The following is a 26,382-nucleotide window of genomic DNA, read 5'->3' as shown; positions in this document are numbered from 1 at the left end:
GCTGGATGCGCAGCGACTGGGTCTCGGCGTGGGCCTGCAGGCGCAGCCGCGCGCTCTGGTCGAGCAACTCGGTGTTGGCAGTGAACACCTGTTCGGCGCTGCGCCGGGACTGGATCAGCGAAGTGGCTACCAGCAAGGCGACCACCGCCAGCAGACACAAGCCGGCAAGCAGGGTGATTTTCCACTGGATGGAGAGACGGCGCAGCGACATGGAGCGTTTCCTTCTCGATCAAGACAACGCCCGCGGTCAGGCGCGGGCGTTGTCGGCAGGGTGGGTCATTCGGCCACGTAGCTTGGCGGGGCGACGCGGAACGCCTTGGTCAGCCAGGCCAGGTACAGCACGCCGCACAAGGCCCAGGCGCCGCCGAACGCCAGCGAATGCTCGTCCAGGTCGATCCACAGTACGGCGATGATGCAAAAGCCTATCGTCGGCAGCACCAGATACTTGAGGTTGTTGGTCAGGCCCTTGTTGCGCCGCTCGCGAACATAGCAATGGTTGATGACCGACAGGTTGACGAAGCTGAAGGCCATCAGTGCGCCGAAGTTGATCACCGAGGTGGCGGTCACGAGGTCGAAGAAGATCGCCGACAGGGCGACCACACCCACCACCACGATGTTCAGCACCGGGGTGCGATAGCGCGGGTGCAGACGGGCGAACAGGCGGGCCGGGATCACCTTGTCGCGGCCCATCACGAACAGCAGGCGGGACACGCTGGCCTGGGACGCCAGGCCCGAGGCGATGGTGTTGATCACCGTGCAGGCGATGAACACCGACTGGAACAGCTTGCCACCGACGTACAGGGCGATTTCCGGCAGGGCGGCTTCATGATCCTGGAAGCGGTCCATGGTCGGGAAGTACGCCTGGATGAAGAACGACATGGTGATGAACACCGCGCCACCGATCAGGGCGATCAGGAAGATCGCGCGCGGGATGGTGCGCGCCGGATCGCGGGTTTCTTCTGACAGGCAGGTGACGGCGTCGAAGCCCAGAAACGAGAAGCACAGGATGGTTGCGCCGGCGACCAGTGCACTGAACTGCGTCTGTTCATCGGCGAACGGCATCAACGTCCAGGCCGTGCCCAGCCCTTCGCCCTGGTGCAGGCCGCGCACGCAAAGGTAGACGAACACGGCCATGATCGCGATCTGCACCGCCACGAACAGGGTATTGAAGTTGGCCACCAGGTTGATGCTGCGCATATTGACCAGGCTGATCAGGGTGACGAAGGCCACCACCCACGCCCATGCCGGGACCTCGGGGAACATCGCCGACAGGTACAGCTTGGCCAGCAGGGCGTTGACCATCGGCAGCAACAGGTAGTCGAGCAGCGACGACCAGCCGACCAGGAAACCCACGTGCGGGTTGATCGCACGGTGCGTGTAGGTGTAGGCCGATCCCGACTCCGGGAAACGCCGCACCAGCGTGCCGTAGCTCACGGCGGTGAACAGGATGCCCAGCAGGGCCAGGATGTAGGCGCTGGGCACGTGACCGGCGGTGATGCCGGAGACGATGCCGAAGGTATCGAAGACGGTCATTGGCGCGATGTACGCCAGGCCGATGATCACGACCTGCCAGAGGCGCAGGGACTTGCGAAACTGCTCGTGACGGCTGGCAGGGTGCTCAGGCTGCATGCTGGCACTCCCGGCGATGACGGGACGAGGCGGGCGACGGGCACGGCAAGGTCGGGCGGATGAGCTCCATGTTGTTCACCTTTTATAGCGGAGCGAAGGTTCGCGCGTGGGCGCGGGAGTCAGTACGGGCGAGGCCGGCGAAACGGCGGCGCCTGGGGGCAGGGGCGGACAGGCATGATGGCGGCGCGGTCTTTTTTTGGTGTATAGGGCGCGGAGCAAGGTGGGGAAAATAAAAGACGATTGGACGGTTGGGTGTCAAGTTAAACATGACAGAGTGATAGGTTTTCAGGTTTTTATCGGCTTTTTATCCACTCTATAACCCTGTTATATGATTTTCACCGTAAAAAGCAGATTTTGGTGTTCGTAAAATTTTACGATCCATGTCGTGGGTCATGCCTCTTGTGGCGGTTTGATCAGTGAGGAAAGATGTGCTCTGTGCAGTTGCCACCCGTCGGCAGTTGTAGGACGCGTCGCAAGTACAGGAAAATCTCCCGGGCGAACACCGCGGCCGGCAAGCGACAGTGCTACCCTTGGCACCCCCGGTCGCGTGCTTCGCGCCACCATCAGCCCTATGGACAGCAATCGGTTCTATTCATGAAGAAATCAGTAGGCATCCTTTCCGGCCTGGCCGTCGCCATCGCCGTCGTCACCACTGCCGGCGCCTGGTACACCGGCAAACAGCTGCCGACGGAACTGGAGCAGTCCATCGCCCGCGGCAACGCGGAGTTGCAGAAGGCGCTGGTCGGTACGGGTGGCACCATGACCATCGAGTTGGTCTCGCTTGACCAGCACCTGTTCACCAGCGACGCGCAGTACCGGCTCAAGGCCAACGACCTGCGCCTCGGCGAGGGTGAGCCGGTGAGCTTCGAGGTCGGTGTGATCGACCATATCGAACATGGCCCTTTCCCTTGGTCGCGGGTCAAGGCTCTCAAGCTGCTGCCGGTGATGGCGGTCAGCAACAGCCAGTTGCAGAAGGATGACGGCACCGCATCGTGGTTTGCCGCTGCAGGCGACACGTCGCCGGTGGTTGGCCAGGTCAGCCTGGGCTATGGCGGTGGCGTCGAGAGCGACATCCGGCTGGCGCCGGTGAAGCTGGACGAAGGTGATGGCAATGTCCTCGACTTCGCGGGCATGCAACTGGTGCTCAAAGGGGATCGTGAAGGCAAGGCGGTGGAAATCCACGGCAATGCCGAGCGCCTGGACATGACCCTGGTCGGTGATGATCACCCGCCGGTCAAGTTGCAGTTCAACGGCTTCAAGATCGGTGGCGAGCTGACCAGTACCGGCCACGACATGATCTATGTCGGCCACCTGAACCTGCTGCTGGCCGATCTGCAAGCCACGCTCGGACCGAAGCAGGACGTGCTGGTGCTCAAGGGGCTGGAGCAGAACAGCCTGTACAGCGCCGAGGGCCAGGACAAGCTGGGTGGGCGCCTGGAGTACAAGGTGTCCGACATCACCTACGCCGGTCGCGCAGTGGGCAGCGGGCAGATGGTGCTGAGCATGAAGTCGGTGAACATGCCGGCCACTCAGGCACTGCTGGAGTGGTACCAGACCAAGGCGCCCGAGCTGCAGGAGGCCGCTGCCCGTGGCGAGGCGGTGCCGTCGCTGAACATGAGTCCGGAGGAGACCGCCAAGGTCCAGGGCGACCTGCAGAAATTGCTGGCCGACAAGCCACAACTGGCGGTGGAAGACCTGTCGTTCAAGACGGCCAATGGCCAGAGCCACTTCAACCTGTCGCTGGACTTCGCCAATCCGACCTCCTTCGACCTGCCGCCGGACCAGTTTGCCAAGCAGCTGATCACGCGCCTGCAGGGCAAACTGTCGGTGTCCAAGCCAATGGTCGTGGATCTGGTGACGTTGCAAGCGTTGCTCGATGGCCAGAATGATCCTCAGACCATTGCCCAGCAAGCCGGTCAGGCAGGCAACATGTTCGGCGTGATGGCGCTGCAGAGTGGGATGGCGCTGGAAGAGGGCAGCGATATCGTGTCGAAGCTGAACTATGCCGATGGGATGGTCGACTTCAACGGCAAGAAGATGACTGTCGAAGAGTTTGCCATGCTGATGAGCATGCACCTGGCAGCCTTGTCGCCGCAGGGCTGACGATTCCCGAAAGGGCTTTGCGGGTAGGCCCGTTTCTGCAGTGCCAATGCACCTGTGGGAACGGGTTCTTCCTTGAATGCCTCATCCCTTTGAAAAACCCTTTTGCATTCCCCCGATTGCCTGTAGCCTTCGCCGTCCGATAATAATCCGCGCCCGCAGATGGGCCGCGATGGCCCGCCACTGCCGGCCATCCGGCACCGTTAGCCGATCTGCCAGGGCCGGGTGGTACACTCGACTGACGCGCACGCAGGTCCAGCGATCATGACCCAGATTTCCGAACGTCTCCTGGTTCAAGCCCACCTTGACGCCAAGCAGCCCCATCCGCTGACGCCCGCGCAGGAGGCCGATTACCGTGCGGCCATCGCTGCCGAGCTCAAGGCACAGAACGCGGTTCTGGTTGCCCACTTCTACTGCGATCCGGTGATCCAGGCCCTGGCCGAGGAGACCGGTGGTTGCGTTTCCGACTCCCTCGAAATGGCCCGCTTCGGCAAGAACCATCCGGCTGACACCGTGGTGGTCGCCGGTGTGCGTTTCATGGGCGAGACCGCGAAGATCCTTACCCCGGAAAAGCGCATCCTGATGCCGACCCTGGAAGCTACCTGCTCCCTTGACCTGGGCTGCCCGGTAGAGGAGTTCTCGGCGTTCTGCGACCAGCACCCGGAGCGTACCGTGGTGGTTTACGCCAACACCTCGGCAGCGGTAAAGGCGCGCGCCGACTGGGTGGTGACCTCCAGCTGCGCGTTGGAGATCGTCGAGACCCTGATGGATAACGGTGAGACCATCATCTGGGGCCCGGACCAGCACCTGGGCCGTTACATCCAGAAGAAAACCGGCGCCGACATGTTGCTGTGGGATGGTGCCTGCATCGTTCACGAAGAGTTCAAGTCGCGCCAGTTGGCCGACATGAAGGCACTGTATCCGGATGCCGCGATCCTGGTGCACCCGGAGTCGCCGGAGTCGGTGATCGACCTGGCCGATGCCGTGGGTTCGACCAGCCAGCTGATCAAGGCTGCACAGACGCTGCCCAACAAGACCTTCATCGTCGCCACCGACCGTGGCATCTTCTACAAGATGCAGCAGCTGTGTCCGGACAAGGTATTCGTCGAAGCGCCGACCGCCGGCAATGGCGCCGCCTGCCGCAGTTGCGCGCACTGCCCGTGGATGGCGATGAACACGCTGGAGCGCACGCTGGATTGCCTGCGCAAGGGCAGCAATGAGATTTTCGTCGAGCCGGCGCTGATCCCGCGGGCGATCAAGCCACTGAACCGGATGCTGGACTTTACCCAGGCGGCGCGTCTCAAGCTCTCCGGTAACGCCTGACGCCAGACTGCCGCTCCCTCAGTGAGTGATGCCCTCGCTCGCTGTGGGAGCGGGCTCGGCCCGCGATTGGGGCGCGCAGCGGCCCCTGTCCATATCAGCGCATCATGTCCTTGACCATCCGCTGCTGTTCCATGATCTCCCGCTGGCGCTGGTCGATCTGCGACGCCAGTGGGAAGTTGCTTCCCGCACGGCGCTTGGCGTAGTCCAACTGCTGGATCGCCTGGTCGAAATCACCCACCAGCGTGAAGTACTCCGCTCGTGCCCGGTGCAGGCCAATCGTGTTGCCCGACAGGCCGCGCACCTCGGCCACGTCATACCAGACATCCGGATCGTCTGGCCGGTTTTTCACCAGGTCATCCAGCACCTTTTCCGCCTCGGCCGGCTTGCTCTGCTTGACCAGCAGGTCGGCGCTCACCTGCTTGAGCGGGTAGTTGCCCGGATACAGCCCCTGCATGCGGGTGACTCGCTGCTGGGCATCGGCCAGGCGGTTGTTGGTGATGTCCAGGTCGATCTGCGCCAGGTTGTAGGTGATGTCGTTGGGCGCCTTGGCCAGCAGCGGCTTGAGGTTTTCCCGTGCCTCGTTCAACTGGCCACCCTTGATCTGCGCCAGGGCCAGGCCGTAGCGGGCTGCGTCAATGTTGGGGTTTTCGTCGAGCTGGGCACGGAAACGCTTGGCGGCAAGGCCAGGTGTGCCTTCGTAGGTGAGGGCAACATGGGCACGGATCAGTTGGTAGCGCAGGCTGTCCTCGACACCGCCCTTGGGCGCCTGTTCTGCGCGGTTGCGGGTGTCGGCGATACGCGATTCGGTGACCGGGTGGGTCAGCAGGAATTCCGGTGGCTTGGCGTCATAGCGATACTGGCGGGCCAGGCGCTCGAACATGCTCGGCATGTTGCGCGGGTCGTAGCCGGCCTTTTCCAGGTTGAGGATGCCGATGCGGTCGGCCTCCTGCTCGTTCTGCCGCGAGAAGCGTCGTTGCTCCTGCAGGGCCGCGGCCTGGGTGCCGGCGATCACGCCGATCCCGGCATCGCCGCCGCCGCCGGCGGCCAGTACGATACCGGCCAGCAGCGCCGCCATCATCGGCAGCTGCATACGCTGCTGGGCCTCGACACCGCGAGCGAAGTGGCGCTGCGACAAGTGCGCCAGTTCGTGGGCCAGCACCGAGGCGTACTCGCCTTCGGTCTGGGCGTTGAGGAACAGGCCGCCGTTGACCCCGACGATGCCGCCGGGCGCGGCGAAGGCGTTGAGTTCGCGGCTGTCGATCAGGATGAATTCCAGGCGTCGGTCCTGCAACTGGCTGGTCTCGGCCAGTTTGTACACGCTGGTCTCGACGTAGTCCTTGAGCTGCGGGTCGTTGAGCTGGTTGACCTGGCCGCGCAGCAGGCTCAGCCAGGCACGGCCCAGGTCGTGCTCCTGTTTCGGCGAGACGATCGCAGAGCTGGCATCCCCCAGCGACGGCAGGTCGTCGGCGTGGCCAGGAAGGGCCATCAGGCAGGCCAGCGTCAGCAGGGTGGGGCGCAGTAGATTCATGCAGAAGCTCGCGTCGATCAAAAACCCTTACTGTAGCCCGCTCGCACCTTGGCGACCAGTGGCGGTATCCTACCGACATCGTCTGCAACACCTTGTTGCGCCCGCCATGGAGACCCCCGATGATCGATACCCCCACCTGCGATGCTGAGCTCGACGCCAGCGGGCTGAACTGCCCACTGCCGCTGCTCAAGGCGAAAATGGAGCTCAATCGCCTGGCCAGCGGCGGGGTCCTCAAGGTGGTGGCCACCGATGCCGGCTCGCAGCGTGACTTTCGCACTTTTGCCCAGCTTGCCGGTCATACGCTGCTTCGTGAAACGGCCGAGTCAGGGATCTACACCTATTGGCTGCGCAAGGCCTGAGTCTTTTTCCCAAGGATCGTCAATGTTCAAAGTGCTTCGCGACTGGATGCAGCGCTACTTTTCCGATGAGGAAGCGGTGGTGTTGGCGGTCCTGCTGTTCCTGGGCTTCACCGTGGTACTCACGCTCGGTGGCATGCTCGCGCCGGTGCTGGCGGGCATGGTCCTGGCGTTCCTCATGCAGGGGCTGGTCAACGCTCTGGAGCGCTTCAAGGTACCGACGCGCATGGCGGTGTGGCTGGTGTTCGCCCTCTTCATGGGGGCGCTCGGAGTGTTCCTGGTGGTGCTGGTGCCGCTGCTCTGGCACCAGTTGATCACCCTGTTCAACGAGTTGCCGGGCATGCTCGGCAAATGGCAATCGCTGTTGTTGCTGCTGCCCGAGCGCTATCCGCACCTGGTTTCGGACGAGCAGGTGCTGCGCGCCATCGAGTCGGTGCGCGGTGAGATCGGCAAGTTCGGCCAGTGGGCGCTGACGTTCTCGCTCTCCAGCCTGCCGCTGCTGGTCAACGCGATGATCTATCTGGTGCTGGTGCCGATCCTGGTGTTCTTCTTCCTCAAGGACCGCGAGATGATCGCCCGTTGGGTCAGCGGCTACCTGCCGCGCGAGCGCAGGTTGCTGACTCGCGTGGGCGACGAGATGAATCGGCAGATCGCCAACTACATCCGCGGCAAGGGCATCGAGATCCTGATCTGCGGGATCGCCACCTATATCGCTTTCATCAGCCTGGGGCTCAACTACGCGGCCCTGCTGGCGCTGCTGGTGGGGTTGTCGGTGGTGGTGCCCTACGTGGGGGCGGTGGTGGTGACCGTGCCTGTGACCCTGATCGCGCTGTTCCAGTGGGGCTGGGGTGATCAGTTCATCTATCTGATGGCGGTGTACGCGATCATCCAGGCGCTGGATGGCAACGTGTTGGTGCCGCTGCTGTTCTCGGAGGCGGTAAGCCTGCACCCGGTGGCAATCATCTGCGCGGTGCTGCTGTTCGGTGGGCTGTGGGGGTTCTGGGGGATCTTCTTCGCCATTCCCCTGGCGACGCTGTTCAAGGCGGTGCTCGATGCCTGGCCGAGGCAGGAGCCTACGGTGGCGCCACTGCTGTAGGGGCGTAGCGTTCTTCTTCGCGGGCAAGTCGGAACGCCGAACTTGCCCGCGAAGCAATCCAAGGCGATATCAGGCCTTGTTCAGGGCCTGCGCTGCCGCCAGCACCGCATCCACATGCCCGGGCACCTTCACCCCGCGCCATTCCTGGCGCAGCACACCGTCCTTGTCGATCAGGAAGGTGCTGCGGTCCACGCCCAGGTATTCCTTGCCATACAGCTTTTTCAGCTTGATCACGTCGAACAGCTGGCACAGCGCCTCGTCCTTGTCGCTGATCAGCTCGAAGGTGAAGCCCTGCTTGGCCTTGAAGTTCTCGTGCGACTTGATGCCGTCACGCGAGACGCCCAGCACCACGGTGTTGGCAGCCTTGAAGGCTTCGTGCTGGTCACGGAAACCCTGGCCCTGGGTGGTGCAGCCCGGCGTGCTGTCCTTCGGGTAGAAGTACAGCACCACCTGCTGGCCCTTGAGCGCGGACAGGCTGATGGTCTGGCCGCTGGTGGCCTGGGCCTGGAAGTCGGCAACGGGTTGGTCGATGGCAACGGCCATGGGAGCTCCTTAGACAGGGTTCTGTGGGCGCCAGGGTTCGATCAGGGCGTCCAGGTTCAGGGCGTCGGCGAAATCCAGGAACTGGTCGCGCAGCCAGCTGATCTGGGTGCCGGCCGGCAGGATCACGGTGAACTGGGCGTTGAGCATGCTGCTGCCAGTCTGCGGGGCGAGGTAGGTGTCGCAGGTCATCCCGTCGAGCTCGACGCGGTGGTCGAGGAAGAACTGGCACAGCTCGTTGATGATGTCCGGGCGATAGGCGGCGCTGACGTAGGCCACGTAGGGCAGGGCCTGTGGGCGAACCTCCTGCTCGGCGCTGCGCACCACATCGAGGGTCAGGCCGTGCTTCTTGCCAAGGCCGGGCAGGGTGGTCTCAAGACGGGCCAGGGCATCCCAGCTGCCACCGACCTGCAATACCAGGGCGCTGGTTTCGCCGTGGCGCGACAGGCGCGAGGTGACCACCGCGCAGCGGTTTTCGAAGGCCGCGCGGCTGAGGACGTTGGCAAGCTCCATGGGATTGGGGCCCAGGGCACTGATGACGAGGAATTGTTCGCGGGGGGCGGTGGACATGCAGCATTCCTAAAGCGATGAGCGGTCGGCGAAGGACGAGAGCTGGCCTCCCTGTCACCCGCATTCGCAGCCCTTTGGAGGGTGACGAACTACAGGCGTGGAGCACTGTCGACGGCCCGGCGGGCCGCACTGCGCCGATCAAAGAATCAAGGGTAGCGAAAAGCGAGGCCGAGGGGAATGCTCCGCCCGCCAGCTTCGCTTGTGCAAGGTCGATGGCGCCAGTACCATTACCGCTCTCTTTTTCCGGCAGGAGCAGTTTCATGATCGCGGGCAGTATGGTGGCATTGGTCACACCCATGGATGCACAAGGGCGTCTGGATTGGGACAGCCTCGATAAACTGGTCGACTTCCACCTGGAAAAGGGCACCCACGCGATCGTAGCGGTCGGCACCACTGGCGAATCCGCCACGCTTGACGTCGAAGAGCACATCCTGGTCATCAAGCACGTGGTCGAGCGCGTCAAGCGCAGCGCCCGCCGCATCCCGGTGATCGCCGGCACCGGCGCCAACTCCACCGCCGAAGCCGTGCACCTGACGCAGAACGCCAAGAACGCCGGCGCCGACGCCTGCCTGCTGGTGGTGCCGTACTACAACAAGCCGACGCAAGAAGGCCTGTACCAGCACTTCAAGCACATCGCCGAAGCCGTCGACATCCCGCAGATCCTCTATAACGTGCCCGGCCGCACCTCCTGCGACATGCAGGCCGAGACCGTGATCCGCCTGTCGAAGGTCAAGAACATCATCGGCATCAAGGAAGCCACCGGCGACCTGGCCCGTGCCAAGGCCATCATCGAGGGCGTCGACAGCGACTTCATCGTCATGTCCGGCGACGACCCGACGGCCGTCGAGCTGATCCTGATGGGCGGCAAGGGCAACATTTCCGTCACTGCCAACGTCGCCCCGCGCGAAATGGCCGATCTGTGCGAGGCCGCCCTTGAGGGCAATGCCGAGAAGGCCCGCGCGATCAACGAAAAACTCATGCCGCTGCACAAAGACCTGTTCTGCGAAGCCAACCCGATCCCTGTGAAGTGGGCGCTGGTGGAAATGGGCCTGATGCACAAGGGCATTCGCCTGCCGCTGACCTGGCTGAGCGAAGGCTGTCACGAAAAAGTCCGTACTGCCTTGCGCCAGTCCGGCGTACTGGTTTAATCGAGGAAGTACACCGCATGAAGCGACTGGCTGGTCTTTCCGCGCTCGCCCTGATCATCTCCAGCACCAGCGGGTGCGGCTGGCTGTGGGGCGAGGATGGCTATTTCCGCGACCGCGGCAGCGATTACCTGCAGGCGCACCCGACTGCGCCGATGCAACTGCCGCCGGACGCCGCCAACGTAAAGCGTCTGGATCCGCTGCTGCCGATCCCGCGCAACGTGGCCGACGACAACGCCACTGGCGAGTTCGAAGTGCCGCGTCCGCAGCCGCTGTCGGCCAGCGCCGACGTCAGCGATTTCACCCTGCAGCGCAGCGGTGCCAACCGTTGGGTGCTGGCCCAGCGCTCGCCGGCCGAAGTCTGGCCGGTCGCGCGCCAGTACTTTGAAGACAATGGTTTCCGCATCGCGCAAGAGCGTCCGCAGACCGGTGAATTCAACACCACCTGGCAGCGTTTCGACGAATTGTCCGCCTCGCTCGGCCAGCGTCTGGCCAGCACCTCTAGCAGCCCGGACAGCGAAGTGCGCGTCCGTGTGCGCATGGAGCCTGGCGTGCAGCGCAATACCTCCGAGGTGTACGTGGTCAGTGTCGAGCGCCCGGCCGGCAGCACTGCCGAGCCTGATTTCCCGAGCACTTCGACCAACACCGGCGTCGATGCGCTGCTGGTCGACGAGCTGCTCGCCAGCATGAACCGCAGCGCCGAGAAGGGCGGTTCGGTGTCGCTGCTGGCGGCACGCGATTTCGACGCCCCAAGCCAGGTCAGCCTGAGCGAAGACGGCAGCGGCAACCCGGTGCTGTTCCTGGGCTCGGACCTGGACCGCGCCTGGTCTGGTGTAGGCCGCGCCCTGGAGCAGGGCGAATGGCGTGTCGAGGACATCAACCGCAGCCTGGGCCTGTACTACATCAACCTGTCCGAGAAGCCCGAGGACAAGCAGAACGAGCCGGGCTTCTTCAGCCGCCTGTTCGGCAGCGCGCCGAGCAAGGAAGAGCGTGAGGCACGTGCCGAGCGCTACCAGGTTCGCTTGAGCAAGGTGGGCGAGTCGGTCCAGGTTACCGTCGAGAAGAACATCAACACCGTGGCCCCGGCCGATGTGGCCCGCCGCGTGCTGAGCGCGATCCAGGACCGTCTGGGCTAAGTGCGCTTCGCGGTACTGGGAAGCGGTAGCCAGGGAAATGGCACGCTGATCGCCAGTGACGATACCTTCGTCCTGGTCGATTGCGGGTTCTCCCTGCGCGAGACCGAGCGGCGCCTGGCGCTGCTCGGGGTATCGGCAGCACAACTGAGTGCCGTGCTGGTGACCCACGAACATGCCGACCACGTGCATGGCGTCGGGTTGCTGTCGCGGCGCTACAATGTACCGGTCTACCTCAGCCAAGGGACCTTGCGCGGCATGCGCAAGCCGGTGGAGGTCGCCGGTTTTCTCGGTTGTGGGGACGTACTGGACATCGGTGGTCTGCAGGTCAGTGCCGCGCGGGTCGAGCACGATGCGTTCGAACCCCTGCAATACGTGATCAGTGACGGGCGCCGGCGTTTCGGCATGCTCACCGACCTGGGCAGCTACGATACGTACCTGCTGGAGCGTTACCAGGGCCTCGACGCGTTGCTGATCGAGGCCAATCACTGCCGTGACCTGCTCGCACGCGGGCACTACCCGTACTTTCTCAAGCAGCGGGTCGGCGGCAGCCAAGGACATCTGAACAACCACCAGGCTGCCAACCTGGTGGCCGAGCTGGGTTGGAAGCACCTGCAACACCTGGTGCTGGCCCACCTCAGCAGCAAGAACAACCTGCCACAACTGGCCCGTCAGTGCTTCGTCGACACCTTGGGGTGCGATCCGGACTGGCTCCAGGTGGCGAATCAGGAACACGGGCTCGACTGGCGCGAAATCGCCTAGCCCAACCACTCAAGCAAGCGGAGCCCATCATGGAAAAACGCGACGAACTCTACCGCGGCAAGGCCAAATCGGTTTACAAGACCGACGACGCCGACCGCTTGATCCTGCTGTTCCGTAACGACACCTCGGCGTTCGACGGCAAGCGCATCGAGCAGCTGGACCGCAAGGGCATGGTCAACAACAAGTTCAACGCCTTCATCATGCAGAAGCTCGAAGAGGCCGGCGTGCCGACCCAGTTCGACAAGCTGCTGGGCGACAACGAGTGCCTGGTCAAGAAGCTGGACATGATCCCGGTCGAGTGCGTCGTGCGTAACTACGCGGCCGGCAGCCTGGTCAAGCGCCTGGGCGTCGAGGAAGGCATTCAGCTGACCCCTTCGACCTTCGAGCTGTTCCTGAAGAACGACGAGAAGGGCGACCCCTTCATCAACGAATCCCACGTTGTCGCGTTCGGCTGGGGTACCGCCGAGCAACTGGCCGAGATGAAGAAGCTGTCGCTGAAGGTCAACGAAGTGCTGAGCAAGCTGTTCGATGACGCTGGCCTGCTGCTGGTCGACTTCAAGCTGGAGTTCGGTGTATTCCACGGCCAGATCGTCCTGGGCGACGAGTTCAGCCCTGACGGCTGCCGCCTGTGGGACAAGGAAACCCGCAAGAAGATGGACAAGGACCGCTTCCGCCAGGGTCTGGGCGATGTCATCGAAGCCTACGAAGAAGTCGCCAAGCGCCTGGGCGTGCCGCTGTAACCCGCACGCTCACGCAAGCGCCTGATACCACGCGAATTTTTTTCGAAAAAGGTTTGCCAGAAACGAAAACGCTGGTATGATGCGCGCCACTGGAGAGATGCCGGAGTGGTCGAACGGGACGGATTCGAAATCCGTTGTACTGGCAACAGTACCTAGGGTTCAAATCCCTATCTCTCCGCCATACCTAAAAGCCCCGCTGATGAAAATCAGCGGGGCTTTTTTATGGGCAAAATTCGACGATAGGTAGGCTCGAGGCTCTCGAGAGTTTGCGGCAGATATCAGCGCTTCGGCCTATAGTCGCGCCGGGTCGTTGCCAATTCAACGACCGGCTTTGACAGGCCGCTTCGATCACTGAAACTCGAATTCCTTTTGAAACAAGTTTGCTCAGGATCTGGGTGTTGCCTTGAGCATTGCAGACCGACGATTGCCTTGTGTTTTGGGTCAGGAGCTGGCTGCGGCCAGAGGCCTGGTCAGGATGGCTTTGACCAGGATGCCAGTAGATCGCTATGGACCTTTGCCGATGGCGGCGCCCCCATCGCGGGACCAGCCCGCTCCTACAGGTAGAATGAACCAGGACTAAGCCGAAAGCGCGCCCGAGATTCTCGGGCGCGCTTTTTCAGTTATGCGGAGTTACTTTCCAGCGCTCTGCACAGCACTCGTAAGAACCCGTCACACCCTCAGGCAACAGCCGTGCTGCGGGCAGGCCGGCGGCGATACAGTACAAGCGTTGCAGTGAACGCACACAGCGCTGCGAACATCAGCCAGTAAGCCGGGGCGGCCTTGTCTGACGTGGCATGGATCGCCCAGGTGGACACCGCCGGGGTGAAGCCGCCGAACACCGCGGTGGCGAGGCTATAAGCCAGGGAGAATCCGGCAACACGCACTTCGGTGGGCATGATTTCGGTCAGGGCCGGGATCAGTGCGCCGTTGTACACGCCATAGAGGCACGAGAACCACAGCAGCACCTCCAGCATGTGAGCGAAGCTGGGGGCCTGGGCCAGGTACGACAGCGCAGGATATGCCGTGAGCACGGTCAGCAGGGACATCGCCGCCAGCAGCGGTTTGCGTCCCAGGCGATCGCTCAACGTGCCGCCGATCGGCAGCCACAGGAAGTTGGACACGGCGACCAGCAAGGTCACCATCAATGCGTCACTGGTATCGAGCTGCAGTACGGTTTTGCCAAAGGTCGGGGCGTACACGGTGATCATGTAGAAGGCGGTGGTGGTCATGGCCACCATCAGCATGCCCAGGATCACCACCGATGCGTTGGCGCACAGTGTCTTGAACACCTGGCTCATGGTCGGGCGGTGCTCGCGTTTGGCGAACTCTTCGGTCTCCTGCAAGTTGCGGCGCAGCAGGAAGATGCACGGGACGATCAGGCAGCCCACGGCAAAGGGAATCCGCCATCCCCACTGGGACAACTCCTCGGCGGACAACCACTGATTCAGGCCATAGCCCAGGGCAGCGGCAACCACGATGGAGACCTGCTGGCTGGCCGATTGCCAGCTGGCGTAGAAGCCTTTGCGCCCGGGCGTGGCCATCTCTGCCAGGTAAACAGAAACGCCACCGAGCTCGGCACCGGCCGAGAACCCTTGCAGCAGCCTGCCGAGCAACACCAGGGCCGGCGCCCACAGGCCGATGCTGGCATAGCCGGGCACGAACACGATCAGCAAGGTACCGCTGGCCATGATCGCCAAGGTCACGATCAGGCCTTTGCGTCTGCCCACGTCATCGATGTAGGCGCCGAGGATAATCGCCCCCAGCGGGCGCATCAGGAAGCCTGCGCCGAACACGGCGAAGGTCATCATCAATGAGGCGAATTCGTTGCTGGCAGGGAAGAACGCAGCAGCGATCTGGGTGGCGTAGAAACCGAACAGGAAGAAGTCGAACTGTTCGAGAAAATTGCCGGAGGTCACCCGGAAGACTCTTCCGGCTTTGGACGGTGCTTTGGCAGGGAGGGGGGGATTCATCACGTGCTCCAGCTATTCAGCGAATCTTTGTAAGAGGTTGTAACTAAAGATTCTTGCAGAAAGAGCATGGGTCAAAACATGAAACTTTCATTAGGTAGGCGCCTCCCTCGCGGGACTAGCCCACGCTTTCAGGTCGGGCGGTCTCGGTAAAAGGGGCTCAATCGAGGCTGTTCCTGAGCGCTGCAAACAGCGCCTCGTACAGTGCCTCCACCTCCGGCAACCCCCTGGCCCGCAGGCAGCCATGGACCAGTCCATGGCCTGGGAAGTCATCGACCGCCACTCCGTCGTCTCTCAACCGTTGTGCATAGCGCAGGCCGTCATCGCGCAGTGGGTCGAATTCGGCCACGGCAATGAAAGCGGGCGCCAGCCTTGTGAGGTCGCGGGCGAGCAATGGCAGCGCCAGCGGGCTGTGAGTGGTAGAGGGCAGATAGACGTTCAGGCAGGCGCGCATGTCGTCGACAGACAACAGCGGTGCATCGGCACATTCGCGTCGCGACACGCTGTCCTCGTCACCCAGCGCTGGATAGATCAGCGCCTGCATGCGCGGCTGCGGCTCATCCGCTTCACGCAGTGCCAGGCACAGAGCGGCGGCGAGATTGCCCCCGGCGCTGTCGCCGATGGCTACCAGTCGTGTGGGGTCAACCGGTACATCCAGCGCGCCATCGCGCAGGGCGCGCCAGACGGCGAGGCTGTCGTGCAGGGCGGCGGGGAAGGGGTGTTCCGGCGCGAGTCGGTAATCCACCGCGACCACCGCCACTCCCAAGCACGCCGTCAGTTCGGCGCAGAAGAACGCGTGTGAGTCGAGCCCACCGAGCATCCAGCCACCACCATGCATAAATAGCAGCGCTGGCCACCCTCCGGCCGGTGCTGCTTGTGCCGGTTGGAACACGCGCAACGGCACCAGTCCCGGCATATTCAAATCTCGCACCTGCACGCCTTCCGGGCATGGCGGGGTGAAGGCTGCGGCCATGCGCGAATAGGCCGCGCGCTGGGCTGCCAGTGCAGGATCGGCCACGCCGAAGGCGCGGGTCCGCTCGATGAAGGCCTGCATGTCGGCCGAGAGAGGGTAGCGCTGCATTACCGTTGCGCGACCAATGCCGCATTGGCGGGCTTGCCGTCGAATGTGGTCACGCCCTCGAGCCAGGCCGAGACCTGCTCGGGGTGCGCCTTGAGCCAGTCTCGAGCGGCATCGAGCGGCGCTTTGCGGTCGAGGATCGGCTCCATGACCTGGCTGACACCTTCGCTGGTAAAGCGCAGGTTGTGCAGCAGCTTGGCGACGTTGGCGCATTGTTGCTGGTAACCGGCTGCGGTCATGATCGAGACGGTGGCCGAGCCTTCGTTGGGGCCGAAGGCGTCGTCGCTGCCGGAGAGGTAGCGCATGTCGATCTGCAGGTTCATCGGATGCGGCTTCCAGCCGGCGAACACCACCCACTCGTTCTTCTGCACGGCACGCTTGACCGCCGTCAGCATGCCGGCCTCGCTGGACTCGATGCCCTTGAAACCCTTCAGGCCGAATTTGTCTTCGGCGATCATCTGTGCGGTGATGCGGTTCATGCCGCTGCCCGGTTCGATCAGGTACAGCTGGTTCTTGAGCTTGTCGCGAAACCTGGCGATGTCGGCGAAGGTCTTCAGGCCCGCGTCGTAGGCGTAGGCGGGCACGGCATAGGTGGACTGCGCATCGGCGAGGGTGGCGGGGCTGATCACGTCGATCTGCTGTTTGTCCAGGAAGGGCTTGGCCACCGATTGCATGGTCGGCTGCCAGTAACCGAGAAACACATCGAGGCGTTTTTCCGCCATGCCGGCCAGGATGATCTGCTGCGAGGCGCTGGTCTGCTTGACCTTGTAGCCCAGGCTGTCGAGCAGGGCTTCGGCGACGGCGCTGCTGGCGACGACGTCGGTCCAGTTCACCGAGCCCATGCGCACGTTCTGGCAAGCGGCGGGTTCTGCGCCCCAGCTGGCTGCGCTGATACCCAGTAGTGCGGCGCAGGTGGCCGCCTTGATCGATCGCTGCATGACTTTTCCCCTCACGAGACGGTGATTATCGTTGTTATGTCATGACGCCCCGCGCGGCGGTGGCTGCCGTTCAGGTTATGAGCCGGGCGAGTGGAAAAATCGCACCCAGGCGACCTGCTTTTGCACCCAGGCGACTTCGAGTCTGGCACGCTAATGGGCGGGGCGCTTGGCCAAGGTGATGCTCTGATTGCTCAAAAATCACGCAACCTGTTGATTTTACTTGCGCTATTCCCTTCCCCGATTGTGCCGCCCGCGCTGCGGGTATAGACTTTGCGCACTCTTCACCAAAGGCCCCCTTTGGTCCTCGCGACCGCCAGCCAGCATGAAACCAATCCAGTTGCCCCTGGGTGTGCGCCTGCGCGATGACGCCACCTTCATCAACTACTATCCGGGCGCCAATGCTGCGGCATTGGGCTACGTCGAGCGGCTGTGCGAAGCCGACGCGGGCTGGACCGAGAGCCTCATCTATCTGTGGGGCAAGCAGGGCGCAGGGCGCACCCACCTGCTGCAGGCTGCCACCCACCGTTTCCAGCAACTGGGCGAACCCGCCGTCTACCTGCCGTTGGCGCAGTTGCTCGACCGAGGCGTGGAGTTGCTCGACCATCTGGAGCAGTACGAGCTGGTGTGCATCGACGACCTGCACGTGATTGCCGGCAAGGCCGACTGGGAAGAGGCGATGTTCCATCTGTTCAATCGCCTGCGTGACAGCGGCAGGCGCCTGCTGCTGGCGGCCTCGAGTTCGCCGCGCGAGCTGCCGATCAAGCTCGCCGACCTCAAGTCACGGCTCACCCTGGCACTGATTTTCCAGATGCGTGGCCTGTCCGACGAAGACAAGCTGCGTGCCTTGCAATTGCGCGCCTCGCGCCGTGGGCTGCACCTGACCGATGAGGTCGGGCACTTCATTCTCACGCGTGGAACGCGCAGCATGAGTGCACTGTTCGATCTGCTCGAACGCCTCGATCAGGCCTCGCTGCAAGCCCAGCGCAAGTTGACCATTCCCTTCCTCAAGGAAACCCTCGGCTGGTAACCCTGAAAACACCGGGCCAGAGCGGCAAAACGCAAAAGTCACATTTTTTTCGATAAAATTTGCAAATAGGTCCGATAGAAGGCATAGTTTCCCCCTTCTAAAGGATTACAGACACGGTCGTGCCCATGCTCAAGCGCTTCGCACCCCTCGTGCCACTCGCACTCGTGACCCTGCTTTTTGGCTGCGCGGCCCAAGGCCCGATTTCCCAGCCCCAGGATCACCCATCGGTCACCGCGCAAACCGCGGTCAAGGCCAAGGCTTCGCATTCGTCGGTATTCGACGAAGAAGACCTCGCCACCGATGAAGACCTTCAAGCCTTCTCCAGCAATAGCAAGCCCTACCAGCTGCCCGTCCTTGCAGACAGCATTCTGGAGCGTGGCATGTCGCTGATCGGCACCCGTTATCGTTTCGGCGGTACTTCCGAGCAGTCCGGCTTCGATTGCAGCGGCTTCATCGGCTACCTGTTCCGCGAAGAGGCCGGCATGAATCTGCCGCGTTCGACCCGCGAGATGATCAACGTCGATGCCCCCAAGGTCGCACGCAACAAGCTCAAGCCGGGTGACCTGCTGTTCTTCAGCACCAACGGCCGTGGCCGTGTCAGCCATGCCGGCATCTACCTGGGTGACAACCAGTTCATCCACTCCAGCAGCCGCCGCAGCGGTGGTGTGCGCATCGACAACCTCGGTGACCGTTACTGGAGCAAGACCTTCATCGAAGCCAAGCGTGCCTTGGCCATGGCGCCGACCACCACCCTGTCGCGCAACTGATATCAAAATGCTGTATCCTCGCACGGCGGCGTAGCTGAAAAGCTAGCCGCCGTGCGCATTTACGAATAGCGTCTAATCTAAATCCTTAACTCTTTTTTCGGCTGCGGCCGATTGGTCTCAGACAGGTTCTGACCCATGGCGATGATGACGCGCTTCGCATTCCTTTCCCTGGTGGCACTGCTTGCCGCCTGTTCCAGCCGTGCTCCGGCACCGGCACCTGTGGCCAAGCCGCAGATCACCTTCATCGACCAACCTTCCTCGTCGCCTGTGGCGGACGATGTGTTGATCCGTGCCATCGGCCTGGTCGGCACCCCGTACCGCTGGGGCGGCAACACGCCGGATTCGGGTTTCGATTGCAGTGGGCTGATCGGTTATGTGTACCGCGACGCGGCGAACATCAACCTGCCACGCTCGACGCGCGAGATGATCGTCATGCGTGCACCGACCGTGGACATCAATTCGCTGCAATCCGGTGACTTGGTGTTCTTCGCCACCGGCGGTGGCTCGCAGGTGAGCCATGCCGGGATCTACGTGGGGGAGGGGCGCTTCGTGCATGCGCCGTCCACCGGCGGTACGGTGCGCTTGGACTACCTGTCGAACAGCTACTGGTCCAAGGCCTATTTGCAGGCCAAGCGGGTGTTGGCGCCAGGGCATCTGGCGCAGAATCCCTGAGATTGTCGGGGCTGCACAGCAGCCCCGGCGCACGTTCAAGCCTGCTTGAGCAACAACGCCACGCCCGGGTGGTATTGCCCTGACTCGTTATGCAGCTTGCGGTACGCATACGGGAAGTACCAGGCAATCGCGCAGGCCGTGTGCTTGTTCAAGTCATCGACCATATCCTGTAGTTCCTCGGGGCTTGCATGCTGCCCCGCCTTCCACGGGCTTACAAACAGCGCCCCGGCCTTGAGCTGGCTGGGATAGGCTGCCAGCCGCGCCAACGTCGCCGCCTCCTGCAGGGCGCCCGCCAGGTCCAGGCGGGCGATCTTCGGCCAGCGCTGCTCAGTGTGCAGATGAATGGATTGTTCGGCGCCGGCAATCGACAGGTCGCAGCGCCCTTCGCGCTCGCCTTCGTCACGCTGCTTCTTGCTCTGATAGTGCTGCAACGCCACCAGCTCGGCCTGCCAGGCAGCGGCGGCGAGGATACCGGCATTGGCCTGGGCACCGTGCCAATAGGGCGCATCGCCGTCGCCATGGATCTGGTTGAAGCGGTCGATGCAGTCGATCCAGCGCTCCAGGGCCGGGCGCAGGAATTCCAGGTGCGGGTTGTTGATGATCAAGCCTTGCATGCCGCGCTCTCCTTTTATTATGGTCGCGTACAGCCGGTGATGGCTATGTGATATCACTGCTTCAATAGTGAGACAAGCATCCAGATCAACCGTTCATCGTCCGCGTTTAATTGACGCTCCCTGTGCAACCCTCTAACCTTCGCGGCGTGTTTCAGGTGCTCTGCGGATCAGCTCCGGCAGGGTGAAACTGGGAAGCCGGTGGGCGCCAGCAGGGCGCGAATCCGGCGCTGCCCCCGCAACGGTAGGTGAGTCAAGGCCGCGCAAGGCCACTGGGTGTCCGCACCCGGGAAGGCGCGCGGTTTCGGGCCAAGGCCCGGCTCACGAGCCCGGAGACCGGCCTGTCACTGTCAACGGCATCACGGAGGGTGATGCGCGCTGCCCCGTGGTATCGCCACGGCCTTTGCGCGCTCCCTTCGCCTGCCTGCCTTGTTTATCTGTCGTTGCCTGGTGCCCGCCCGCGAGTGCCCGACCGGCGCGTCGACAGCCTGCGGAGAACCCCTGATGAGCGAATCCATCGAGCGCGACGAACGCCACCTGGCACGCATGCAGCGCAAAAAAGCGATCATCGACGAACGTATCGCCAATTCCCCGAATGAGTGCGGCCTGCTGCTGGTGCTCACTGGCAATGGCAAGGGCAAGAGCAGCTCGGCCTTCGGCATGCTTGCCCGTGCGCTGGGGCATGGCATGCAGTGCGGGGTGGTGCAGTTCATCAAGGGCCGCAACAGCACCGGCGAGGAGCTGTTCTTCCGCCGCTTTCCCAACGAAGTGCGCTACCACGTGATGGGCGAGGGCTTCACTTGGGAAACCCAGGACCGCCAGCGCGACATCGCCGCAGCAGAGGCGGCCTGGGCCGTCTCCCGCCAGTTGCTGCAGGACCCGTCGGTGCAGTTTGTAGTGCTCGATGAGCTGAATATCGCCCTCAAGCACGGCTACCTCGACCTGGACCAGGTGCTCTCGGACATCCAGGCCCGTCCTCCGATGCAACACGTGATCGTCACTGGCCGCGGGGCCAAGCCGGAAATGATCGAGCTGGCCGACACCGTGACCGAGATGGGCATGCTCAAGCACGCCTTCCAGGCCGGTATCCGCGCACAGAAGGGCGTTGAACTGTGAGTCGAGCCACCCGTCATTGCCCGGCGGTGCTGATTGCCGCACCAGCCTCCGGCCAGGGCAAGACCACCGTCACCGCCGCCTTGGCGCGCCTGCACCGCAACCTCGGGCGCAAGGTGCGGGTGTTCAAGTGCGGGCCGGATTTTCTCGACCCGATGATCCTGGAGCGCGCCAGCGGCGCGCCGGTGTACCAGTTGGACATGTGGATGATTGGCGAACAGGAGAGCCGCCGTCTGTTGTGGGACGCTGCCGCCGACGCCGACCTGATCCTCATCGAAGGTGTCATGGGGCTGTTCGACGGTACGCCGTCGAGCGCTGACCTGGCGCGGCATTTCGGCGTGCCGGTGCTGGCGGTGATCGATGGTACGGCCATGGCCCAGACCTTCGGGGCCCTGGCCCTGGGCCTGGCGCGCTACCAGCCTGACCTGCCATTCGCTGGCGTGCTGGCCAACCGGGTCGGCAGCCTGCGCCATGCGCAACTGCTCGAAGGTAGCCTGACCGAAGGTTTGCGCTGGTATGGCGGGTTGTCTCGCGAGCGCGGCATCGAGTTGCCCAGCCGTCACCTCGGCCTGGTCCAGGCCAGTGAGCTGAACGATCTGGATGCACGTCTGGACGCTGCCGCCGAGGCCTTGGGCGCCAGCTGCGATGCTGCCTTGCCGCCGCCGGTGGCCTTTGTCGAACCACACGCCGCCCCCTTGACCGCAAGCCTTGCCGGTGTGCGCATCGGTGTAGCCCGCGACGAGGCGTTCGCCTTCCTCTATGGCGCCAACCTCGACCTGCTGCGCGATCAGGGCGCGGAGCTCGTGTTCTTCTCGCCCTTGCACGACCGGCACCTGCCTGCAGTCGACAGCCTGTATTTGCCCGGCGGCTACCCCGAACTGCATCACCACGCCCTGGCGGCCAACGCGCCGATGCGCGAGGCGATCCGCGGCCACCATGACGAAGGCAAACCCTTGTTGGCCGAATGCGGCGGCATGCTCTACCTGCTTGAGGCCTTGACCGACGTTGCGGGCGAACGTGCCGAGCTGCTGGGCCTGTTGCCCGGCGAGGCCGTGATGCAGAAGCGCCTCGCCGCGTTGGCGCTGCAGGCCGTCGAATTGCCTGAAGGCACCCTGCGTGGCCATACCTACCACCACTCGCTGACCACCACCGAGCTTGCGCCCATCGCCCGTGGCCTGAGCCCCAATGGCGGACGTGGCAACGAGGCGGTCTATCGTCTGGGGCGCTTGACGGCGTCCTACGTGCACTTCTATTTCCCTTCCAATCCCGATGCGGCGGCGGCGCTGTTGCGACCATGAACGAACACGCTTTCAGTGAGGCCGAGCGCGCTGCGGTCTACCGAGCGATCGGTGAGCGTCGCGACATGCGCCACTTCATCGGCGGCGATGTGGCGCCTGAGCTGCTCGCCAGGCTGCTGGCCGCCGCGCACCAGGCGCCCAGCGTCGGACTGATGCAGCCCTGGCGCTTCATTCGTATCAGCCAGCGCGATCTGCGCCTGCGCATCCAGGCGCTAGTGGAGGAGGAGCGGATTCGCACCGCCGAGGCCCTCGGCGAGCGCTCCGACGCCTTCATGCAGCTCAAGGTCGAAGGCATCGGCGAGTGCGCCGAGGTGCTGGTTGCCGCCTTGATGGACAAGCGCGAGCCGCACATCTTTGGCCGCCGGACCCTGCCGGAAATGGATTTGGCGTCGATGGCCTGCGCGATCCAGAACCTCTGGCTGGCCGCACGCGCCGAAGGCCTGGGGATGGGCTGGGTGTCGCTGTTCGACCCGCAGGCGCTGGGCGAGCTGCTGGGCATGCCGGCCGGGGCCAAGCCTGTGGCGGTGTTGTGCCTGGGGCCGGTGGCGAAATTCTACGAGGCGCCCATGCTGGTGCTGGAAGACTGGGCGCGTGAACGGCCGCTGAGCGAGATGCTCTACGAGAACCAATGGGGAGAGCAGGCATGAGCATCGCCTTGCTGACTGTCGCCGGCGTGGCGCTGGATGCGCTGCTGGGCGAGCCGCAGCGGCGTCATCCGCTGGTGGCATTCGGCAATTTCGCCGGGCGTCTGGAGCAACGCTTGAATGCCGGTGGCCGCGGCTGGCGCAGCCATGGGGTCAGCGCCTGGTTCCTGGCCGTGGTGCCCCTGACCCTGGTGGCGCTGATCCTGTCGTGGCTGCCCTACATCGGTTGGCTGGTGGACGCCCTGGCGCTGTATTGCGCGCTGGGGATGCGCAGCCTGGGCGAGCATGTATTGCCCGTGGCCCAGGCCCTGCGCCAAGGGGATCTGGATGAAGCACGGCGGCGGGTGGGCTATCTGGTCAGCCGCGAGACCCGCGAGCTCGACGAGTCTGCCGTGGCCCGCGCCGCGACCGAGTCGGTGCTGGAGAATGGCAGCGATGCGGTATTCGCCGCGCTGTTCTGGTTCGTCGTGGCCGGTGCGCCGGGCGTGGTGCTGTACCGCCTGAGCAATACTCTGGATGCCATGTGGGGTTATCGCAACGAACGTTTCGAGCGCTTCGGCTGGGCCGCAGCGCGTATCGACGATGTACTCAACTACCTGCCGGCCAGGCTGGTGGCCTTGACCTACGCATTGCTGGGCAAGACTCGCCTGGCGCTCAGTTGCTGGCGCAACCAGGCGCCGCTGTGGGACAGCCCCAACGCAGGCCCGGTGATGGCCGCAGGGGCCGGTGCCCTCGGCGTGGAGCTGGGAGGTCCGGCGGTGTACCACGGTGAGCTGCACGAACGAGCGCGTCTGGGCGAGGGGCCGGTGGCCGACGCCGATGCCATCGAGCGCGGCTGGAGCCTGGTGCAGCGCGGCGTATGGCTGTGGCTGCTGGTGATCTGCACGGGGGCCTGGCTCTATGCTTGAACATGGTGGCCGCCTGCTGCGTGCTGTGCACCAGTACGGTATCGCACGCGAAGACTGGCTCGACCTGTCCAGCGGTATCGCCCCCTGGTCCTTCTCCATTCCATCGATTCCGCTGGATGCCTGGGCGCGCCTGCCTGAGGTCGAGGACGGCCTGGAGCAGGCCGCGCGCGCCTACTACGGTGTCGATGAACTGCTCGCGGTGGCGGGCTCTCAGGCAGCGATCCAGGCCTTGCCGCACTTGCGCACGCGCGGGCGGGTCGGCGTGTTGTCGCCGTGCTATGCCGAACATCCGCATGCCTGGCAGCGCGCCGGGCATGAGCTTGTCGAGCTCGATGACGACCAGGTTGAAGCGGCCCTGGACCGCCTCGATGTGCTGCTGCTGGTCAACCCGAACAACCCCACGGGGCGCTGCGTGCCGCGCGAGCGCCTGCTCGACTGGCACGCACGCCTGGCTCGACGCGGCGGCTGGCTGGTGGTGGACGAGGCGTTCATGGACAACACCCCGGCACACAGCATCACCGATCAGAGCGGGCGTGGCGGATTGATCGTGCTGCGTTCGTTCGGCAAGTTCTTTGGTTTGGCCGGTGTGCGCCTGGGCTTCGCCATGGCCGAGGCGCCACTGCTGCAGCGCCTGGCCGAGATGTTGGGGCCGTGGACGGTCAGCGGCCCGACCCGGATCATCGGCCAGTCGTGCCTTGCCGATGGCCAGGCGCAGCGGGCGCAGATCGTGCGCTGCGCCGAAGCCAGCGCACGCCTTGCAGCACTGCTGGCCGAGTCTGGCTTGCCCGCCACTGGCGGCTGCGACCTGTTCCAGTACTTGCGCGATCCCCGCGCCGCCCAGCTTCACGGCTTTCTCGCCCGCCGTGGCATTCTCGTGCGCCTGTTCGAGGCGCCTGCCGCCGTGCGTCTCGGCTTGCCTGCCAGTGCGGCGAATGAACAGCGCCTGCGCCAGGCGCTGCAGGACTACCAGAAGGAATCGGCATGACCACCCTCATGGTGCAAGGCACCACCTCCGATGCCGGCAAGAGCACGCTGGTCACCGCCCTGTGCCGCTGGCTGTTGCGCCAGGGTGTCGGCGTGGTGCCGTTCAAGCCGCAGAACATGGCGCTCAACAGCGCGGTGACCGCCGACGGTGGCGAGATTGGCCGCGCCCAGGCGGTGCAGGCCCAGGCCTGCCGGCTGGCGCCGCATACCGACATGAACCCGGTACTGCTCAAGCCCAACAGCGACACCGGCGCCCAGGTCATCGTCCATGGCCGCGCGGTGACCAGCATGAACGCCGTCGCCTATCACGACTACAAGGCCATCGCCATGCAGGCGGTCCTGGCCTCGCACCAGCGCCTGAGCGCTGCCTACCCGGTGGTGATGGTCGAAGGCGCAGGCTCGCCTGCCGAGATCAACCTGCGGGCCGGCGATATCGCCAACATGGGATTTGCCGAGGCGGTGGACTGCCCGGTGATCCTGGTTGCCGACATCAACCGTGGCGGCGTGTTCGCCCACCTGGTCGGCACCCTCGAACTGCTGTCGCCCAGTGAGCAGGCGCGGGTGAAGGGGTTTGTCATCAACCGTTTTCGCGGTGACATCGCCTTGCTGCAACCGGGCCTGGACTGGCTCGAGCAGCGTACCGGCAAACCGGTGCTGGGCGTGTTGCCCTACGTTACCGACCTGCACCTGGAGGCCGAGGACGGCATCGACCGGCGCCAGTCGTTCAAGGGCGATCGCGTGCTCAAGGTGATCGTTCCGGTATTGCCGCGCATCAGCAACCACACCGACTTCGACCCGCTGCGCCTGCACCCGCAGGTGGACTTGCAGTTCATTGGCCCCGGCCAGCCGATTCCGCCTGCCGACCTGATCATCCTGCCCGGCTCCAAGAGCGTGCGCGGTGACCTGGCGCAGTTGCGCGAGCGCGGTTGGGACAGCGCCATTGCCCGTCACCTGCGTTACGGCGGCAAGCTCATCGGCATCTGCGGCGGGCTGCAGATGCTGGGGCGCCAGGTGCACGACCCGCTGGGGCTGGAAGGGCCGGCGGGTTCGAGCGCTGGGCTGGGCCTGTTCGACTACGCCACCGTGCTGGAAGCCGAAAAGCAGCTGCGCAATGTCGAAGGCGTGCTGAGCCTCGAGCAGGCACCGGTGTCGGGCTACGAGATTCATGCAGGTGTCACCCAGGGGCCTGCGCTGGAGCAGCCTGCGGTGATGCTCGCAGATGGGCGTGCCGATGGCGCGATCAGCGCTGACGGGCAGATCCTCGCCACCTACCTGCACGGTTTGTTCGAGGGTAGCCAGTCGTGCGCCGCGCTGCTGCGCTGGGCCGGGCTGGATGACGTCGAGGTGGTCGATTACGAGGCGCTGCGCGAACGCGATATCGAACGCCTGGCCGACCTCATCGAGCAGCACCTGGACACCGCGCGGTTGCGCGCCTTGTGTGGAGTGGCCTGAG

At 64.0% G+C, this 26,382-nt stretch carries 25 protein-coding genes, 1 tRNA gene and 1 riboswitch; of the genes, 18 read left to right on the top strand and 8 right to left on the bottom strand.

Annotation, left to right across the window (positions count from 1 at the left end; all coding sequences use genetic code 11):
* Window positions 1–276: 276 nt before the first annotated feature.
* Window positions 277–1,629, bottom strand: coding sequence for an APC family permease (locus tag ACMGGG_RS17535; protein ID WP_414154137.1), 1,353 nt, complete (start codon window positions 1,627–1,629; stop codon window positions 277–279).
* 594 nt (window positions 1,630–2,223) lie between these two features.
* Here ACMGGG_RS17535 and ACMGGG_RS17530 point away from each other — a divergent pair.
* Both ACMGGG_RS17530 and nadA read left to right on the top strand, forming a co-directional pair.
* Window positions 2,224–3,732, top strand: coding sequence for a YdgA family protein (locus ACMGGG_RS17530; RefSeq protein ID WP_414154136.1), 1,509 nt, complete (start codon window positions 2,224–2,226; stop codon window positions 3,730–3,732).
* Between the two features lie 261 nt (window positions 3,733–3,993).
* On the top strand, window positions 3,994–5,052 hold the full coding sequence (gene nadA, locus ACMGGG_RS17525) for a quinolinate synthase NadA (protein ID WP_054890972.1): 1,059 nt from the start codon (window positions 3,994–3,996) through the stop codon (window positions 5,050–5,052).
* Window positions 5,053–5,146: 94 nt separating this feature from the next.
* Here nadA and ACMGGG_RS17520 read toward each other — a convergent pair whose 3' ends face one another.
* Window positions 5,147–6,580: a M48 family metalloprotease gene (locus ACMGGG_RS17520; RefSeq protein ID WP_414155895.1), complete on the bottom strand. Its 1,434-nt coding sequence runs from the start codon at window positions 6,578–6,580 to the stop codon at window positions 5,147–5,149.
* Window positions 6,581–6,699: 119 nt separating this feature from the next.
* On the opposite strand from ACMGGG_RS17520, the gene ACMGGG_RS17515 reads away from it, so the two are divergent.
* The gene (locus ACMGGG_RS17515; RefSeq protein ID WP_063545859.1) at window positions 6,700–6,939 is read left to right on the top strand and encodes a sulfurtransferase TusA family protein; all 240 of its coding nucleotides are present in this window, start codon (window positions 6,700–6,702) and stop codon (window positions 6,937–6,939) included.
* A gap of 22 nt (window positions 6,940–6,961) precedes the next feature.
* Entirely contained in the window at window positions 6,962–8,032 is a 1,071-nt protein-coding gene (locus ACMGGG_RS17510; RefSeq protein WP_054890969.1) for an AI-2E family transporter, read from the top strand.
* A 69-nt stretch (window positions 8,033–8,101) separates the two neighbouring features.
* Here the strand turns inward: ACMGGG_RS17510 and ACMGGG_RS17505 are convergent, their stop codons facing one another.
* Together ACMGGG_RS17505 and ACMGGG_RS17500 are read right to left on the bottom strand one after the other, a co-directional pair.
* On the bottom strand, window positions 8,102–8,575 hold the full coding sequence (locus ACMGGG_RS17505; RefSeq protein WP_054890968.1) for a peroxiredoxin: 474 nt from the start codon (window positions 8,573–8,575) through the stop codon (window positions 8,102–8,104).
* Window positions 8,576–8,584: 9 nt separating this feature from the next.
* Window positions 8,585–9,142, bottom strand: a complete 558-nt coding sequence (locus ACMGGG_RS17500) for a glycine cleavage system protein R (RefSeq protein ID WP_054890967.1) — start codon at window positions 9,140–9,142, stop codon at window positions 8,585–8,587.
* Between the two features lie 260 nt (window positions 9,143–9,402).
* Between ACMGGG_RS17500 and dapA the strand changes: the two genes are divergently transcribed.
* The 5 genes from dapA (at window position 9,403) to ACMGGG_RS17475 (ending at window position 13,103) form a co-directional block, all read left to right on the top strand.
* A complete protein-coding gene (dapA, locus tag ACMGGG_RS17495; protein ID WP_054890966.1) occupies window positions 9,403–10,290 on the top strand; it encodes a 4-hydroxy-tetrahydrodipicolinate synthase in 888 nt (295 codons plus the stop codon).
* Between the two features lie 17 nt (window positions 10,291–10,307).
* Complete coding sequence (gene bamC, locus ACMGGG_RS17490) at window positions 10,308–11,423, top strand: outer membrane protein assembly factor BamC (RefSeq protein ID WP_414154135.1); 1,116 nt, start codon at window positions 10,308–10,310, stop codon at window positions 11,421–11,423.
* Window positions 11,424–12,182 carry an MBL fold metallo-hydrolase gene (locus ACMGGG_RS17485; RefSeq protein ID WP_112898983.1) on the top strand — a complete coding sequence of 253 codons (759 nt, stop codon included), beginning with the start codon at window positions 11,424–11,426 and terminating at the stop codon, window positions 12,180–12,182. It abuts the gene before it with no gap.
* A gap of 29 nt (window positions 12,183–12,211) precedes the next feature.
* Complete coding sequence (gene purC, locus ACMGGG_RS17480; protein WP_186711856.1) at window positions 12,212–12,922, top strand: phosphoribosylaminoimidazolesuccinocarboxamide synthase; 711 nt, start codon at window positions 12,212–12,214, stop codon at window positions 12,920–12,922.
* 91 nt (window positions 12,923–13,013) lie between these two features.
* Window positions 13,014–13,103: transfer RNA gene (locus ACMGGG_RS17475), tRNA-Ser, on the top strand.
* 496 nt (window positions 13,104–13,599) lie between these two features.
* On the opposite strand, the gene ACMGGG_RS17470 is transcribed toward ACMGGG_RS17475, so the two are convergent.
* The 3 genes from ACMGGG_RS17470 to choX form a co-directional block, all read right to left on the bottom strand.
* The gene (locus tag ACMGGG_RS17470; protein ID WP_414154134.1) at window positions 13,600–14,892 is read right to left on the bottom strand and encodes an MFS transporter; all 1,293 of its coding nucleotides are present in this window, start codon (window positions 14,890–14,892) and stop codon (window positions 13,600–13,602) included.
* Window positions 14,893–15,049: 157 nt separating this feature from the next.
* Window positions 15,050–15,970, bottom strand: a complete 921-nt coding sequence (locus ACMGGG_RS17465; protein WP_414154133.1) for an alpha/beta hydrolase — start codon at window positions 15,968–15,970, stop codon at window positions 15,050–15,052.
* Window positions 15,970–16,905: a choline ABC transporter substrate-binding protein gene (choX, locus tag ACMGGG_RS17460; RefSeq protein WP_414154132.1), complete on the bottom strand. Its 936-nt coding sequence runs from the start codon at window positions 16,903–16,905 to the stop codon at window positions 15,970–15,972. Before choX ends, ACMGGG_RS17465 begins: the two co-directional genes overlap by 1 nt.
* Before the next feature lie 322 nt (window positions 16,906–17,227).
* Between choX and hda the strand changes: the two genes are divergently transcribed.
* The 3 genes from hda (at window position 17,228) to ACMGGG_RS17445 (ending at window position 19,371) form a co-directional block, all read left to right on the top strand.
* Entirely contained in the window at window positions 17,228–17,932 is a 705-nt protein-coding gene (gene hda, locus ACMGGG_RS17455) for a DnaA regulatory inactivator Hda (RefSeq protein ID WP_054890953.1), read from the top strand.
* 125 nt (window positions 17,933–18,057) lie between these two features.
* Complete coding sequence (locus ACMGGG_RS17450; protein ID WP_054890952.1) at window positions 18,058–18,699, top strand: C40 family peptidase; 642 nt, start codon at window positions 18,058–18,060, stop codon at window positions 18,697–18,699.
* 135 nt (window positions 18,700–18,834) lie between these two features.
* A complete protein-coding gene (locus tag ACMGGG_RS17445) occupies window positions 18,835–19,371 on the top strand; it encodes a C40 family peptidase (protein ID WP_063545853.1) in 537 nt (178 codons plus the stop codon).
* A 35-nt stretch (window positions 19,372–19,406) separates the two neighbouring features.
* Here ACMGGG_RS17445 and ACMGGG_RS17440 read toward each other — a convergent pair whose 3' ends face one another.
* Complete coding sequence (locus ACMGGG_RS17440; protein WP_063545852.1) at window positions 19,407–19,985, bottom strand: hypothetical protein; 579 nt, start codon at window positions 19,983–19,985, stop codon at window positions 19,407–19,409.
* 136 nt (window positions 19,986–20,121) lie between these two features.
* Window positions 20,122–20,342: riboswitch (cobalamin riboswitch) on the top strand.
* A 144-nt stretch (window positions 20,343–20,486) separates the two neighbouring features.
* Here ACMGGG_RS17440 and cobO point away from each other — a divergent pair.
* Genes cobO through ACMGGG_RS17410 form a run of 6 tightly spaced genes read left to right on the top strand, consistent with a single transcriptional unit; the run spans window position 20,487 to window position 26,381 of the window.
* Window positions 20,487–21,098: a cob(I)yrinic acid a,c-diamide adenosyltransferase gene (gene cobO, locus ACMGGG_RS17435; RefSeq protein WP_054890949.1), complete on the top strand. Its 612-nt coding sequence runs from the start codon at window positions 20,487–20,489 to the stop codon at window positions 21,096–21,098.
* A complete protein-coding gene (locus tag ACMGGG_RS17430; RefSeq protein WP_414154131.1) occupies window positions 21,095–22,393 on the top strand; it encodes a cobyrinate a,c-diamide synthase in 1,299 nt (432 codons plus the stop codon). The genes cobO and ACMGGG_RS17430 overlap by 4 nt, the downstream gene beginning before the upstream one ends.
* Entirely contained in the window at window positions 22,390–23,040 is a 651-nt protein-coding gene (gene bluB, locus ACMGGG_RS17425; RefSeq protein ID WP_054890947.1) for a 5,6-dimethylbenzimidazole synthase, read from the top strand. The genes ACMGGG_RS17430 and bluB overlap by 4 nt, the downstream gene beginning before the upstream one ends.
* Complete coding sequence (cbiB, locus tag ACMGGG_RS17420; protein ID WP_063545850.1) at window positions 23,037–23,945, top strand: adenosylcobinamide-phosphate synthase CbiB; 909 nt, start codon at window positions 23,037–23,039, stop codon at window positions 23,943–23,945. Before bluB ends, cbiB begins: the two co-directional genes overlap by 4 nt.
* A complete protein-coding gene (gene cobD / locus ACMGGG_RS17415) occupies window positions 23,938–24,930 on the top strand; it encodes a threonine-phosphate decarboxylase CobD (protein ID WP_414154130.1) in 993 nt (330 codons plus the stop codon). Before cbiB ends, cobD begins: the two co-directional genes overlap by 8 nt.
* Window positions 24,927–26,381: a cobyric acid synthase gene (locus ACMGGG_RS17410; RefSeq protein ID WP_414154129.1), complete on the top strand. Its 1,455-nt coding sequence runs from the start codon at window positions 24,927–24,929 to the stop codon at window positions 26,379–26,381. Before cobD ends, ACMGGG_RS17410 begins: the two co-directional genes overlap by 4 nt.
* The last annotated feature ends 1 nt before the right edge of the window (window position 26,382 follow it).

The organism is Pseudomonas sp. BNK-44-b, assembly GCF_047456245.1.
Taxonomy (GTDB): domain Bacteria; phylum Pseudomonadota; class Gammaproteobacteria; order Pseudomonadales; family Pseudomonadaceae; genus Aquipseudomonas; species Aquipseudomonas machongensis.
Note: the sequence above shows the minus strand (reverse complement) of the source record. Positions and strands in the feature narration are given on the sequence as shown.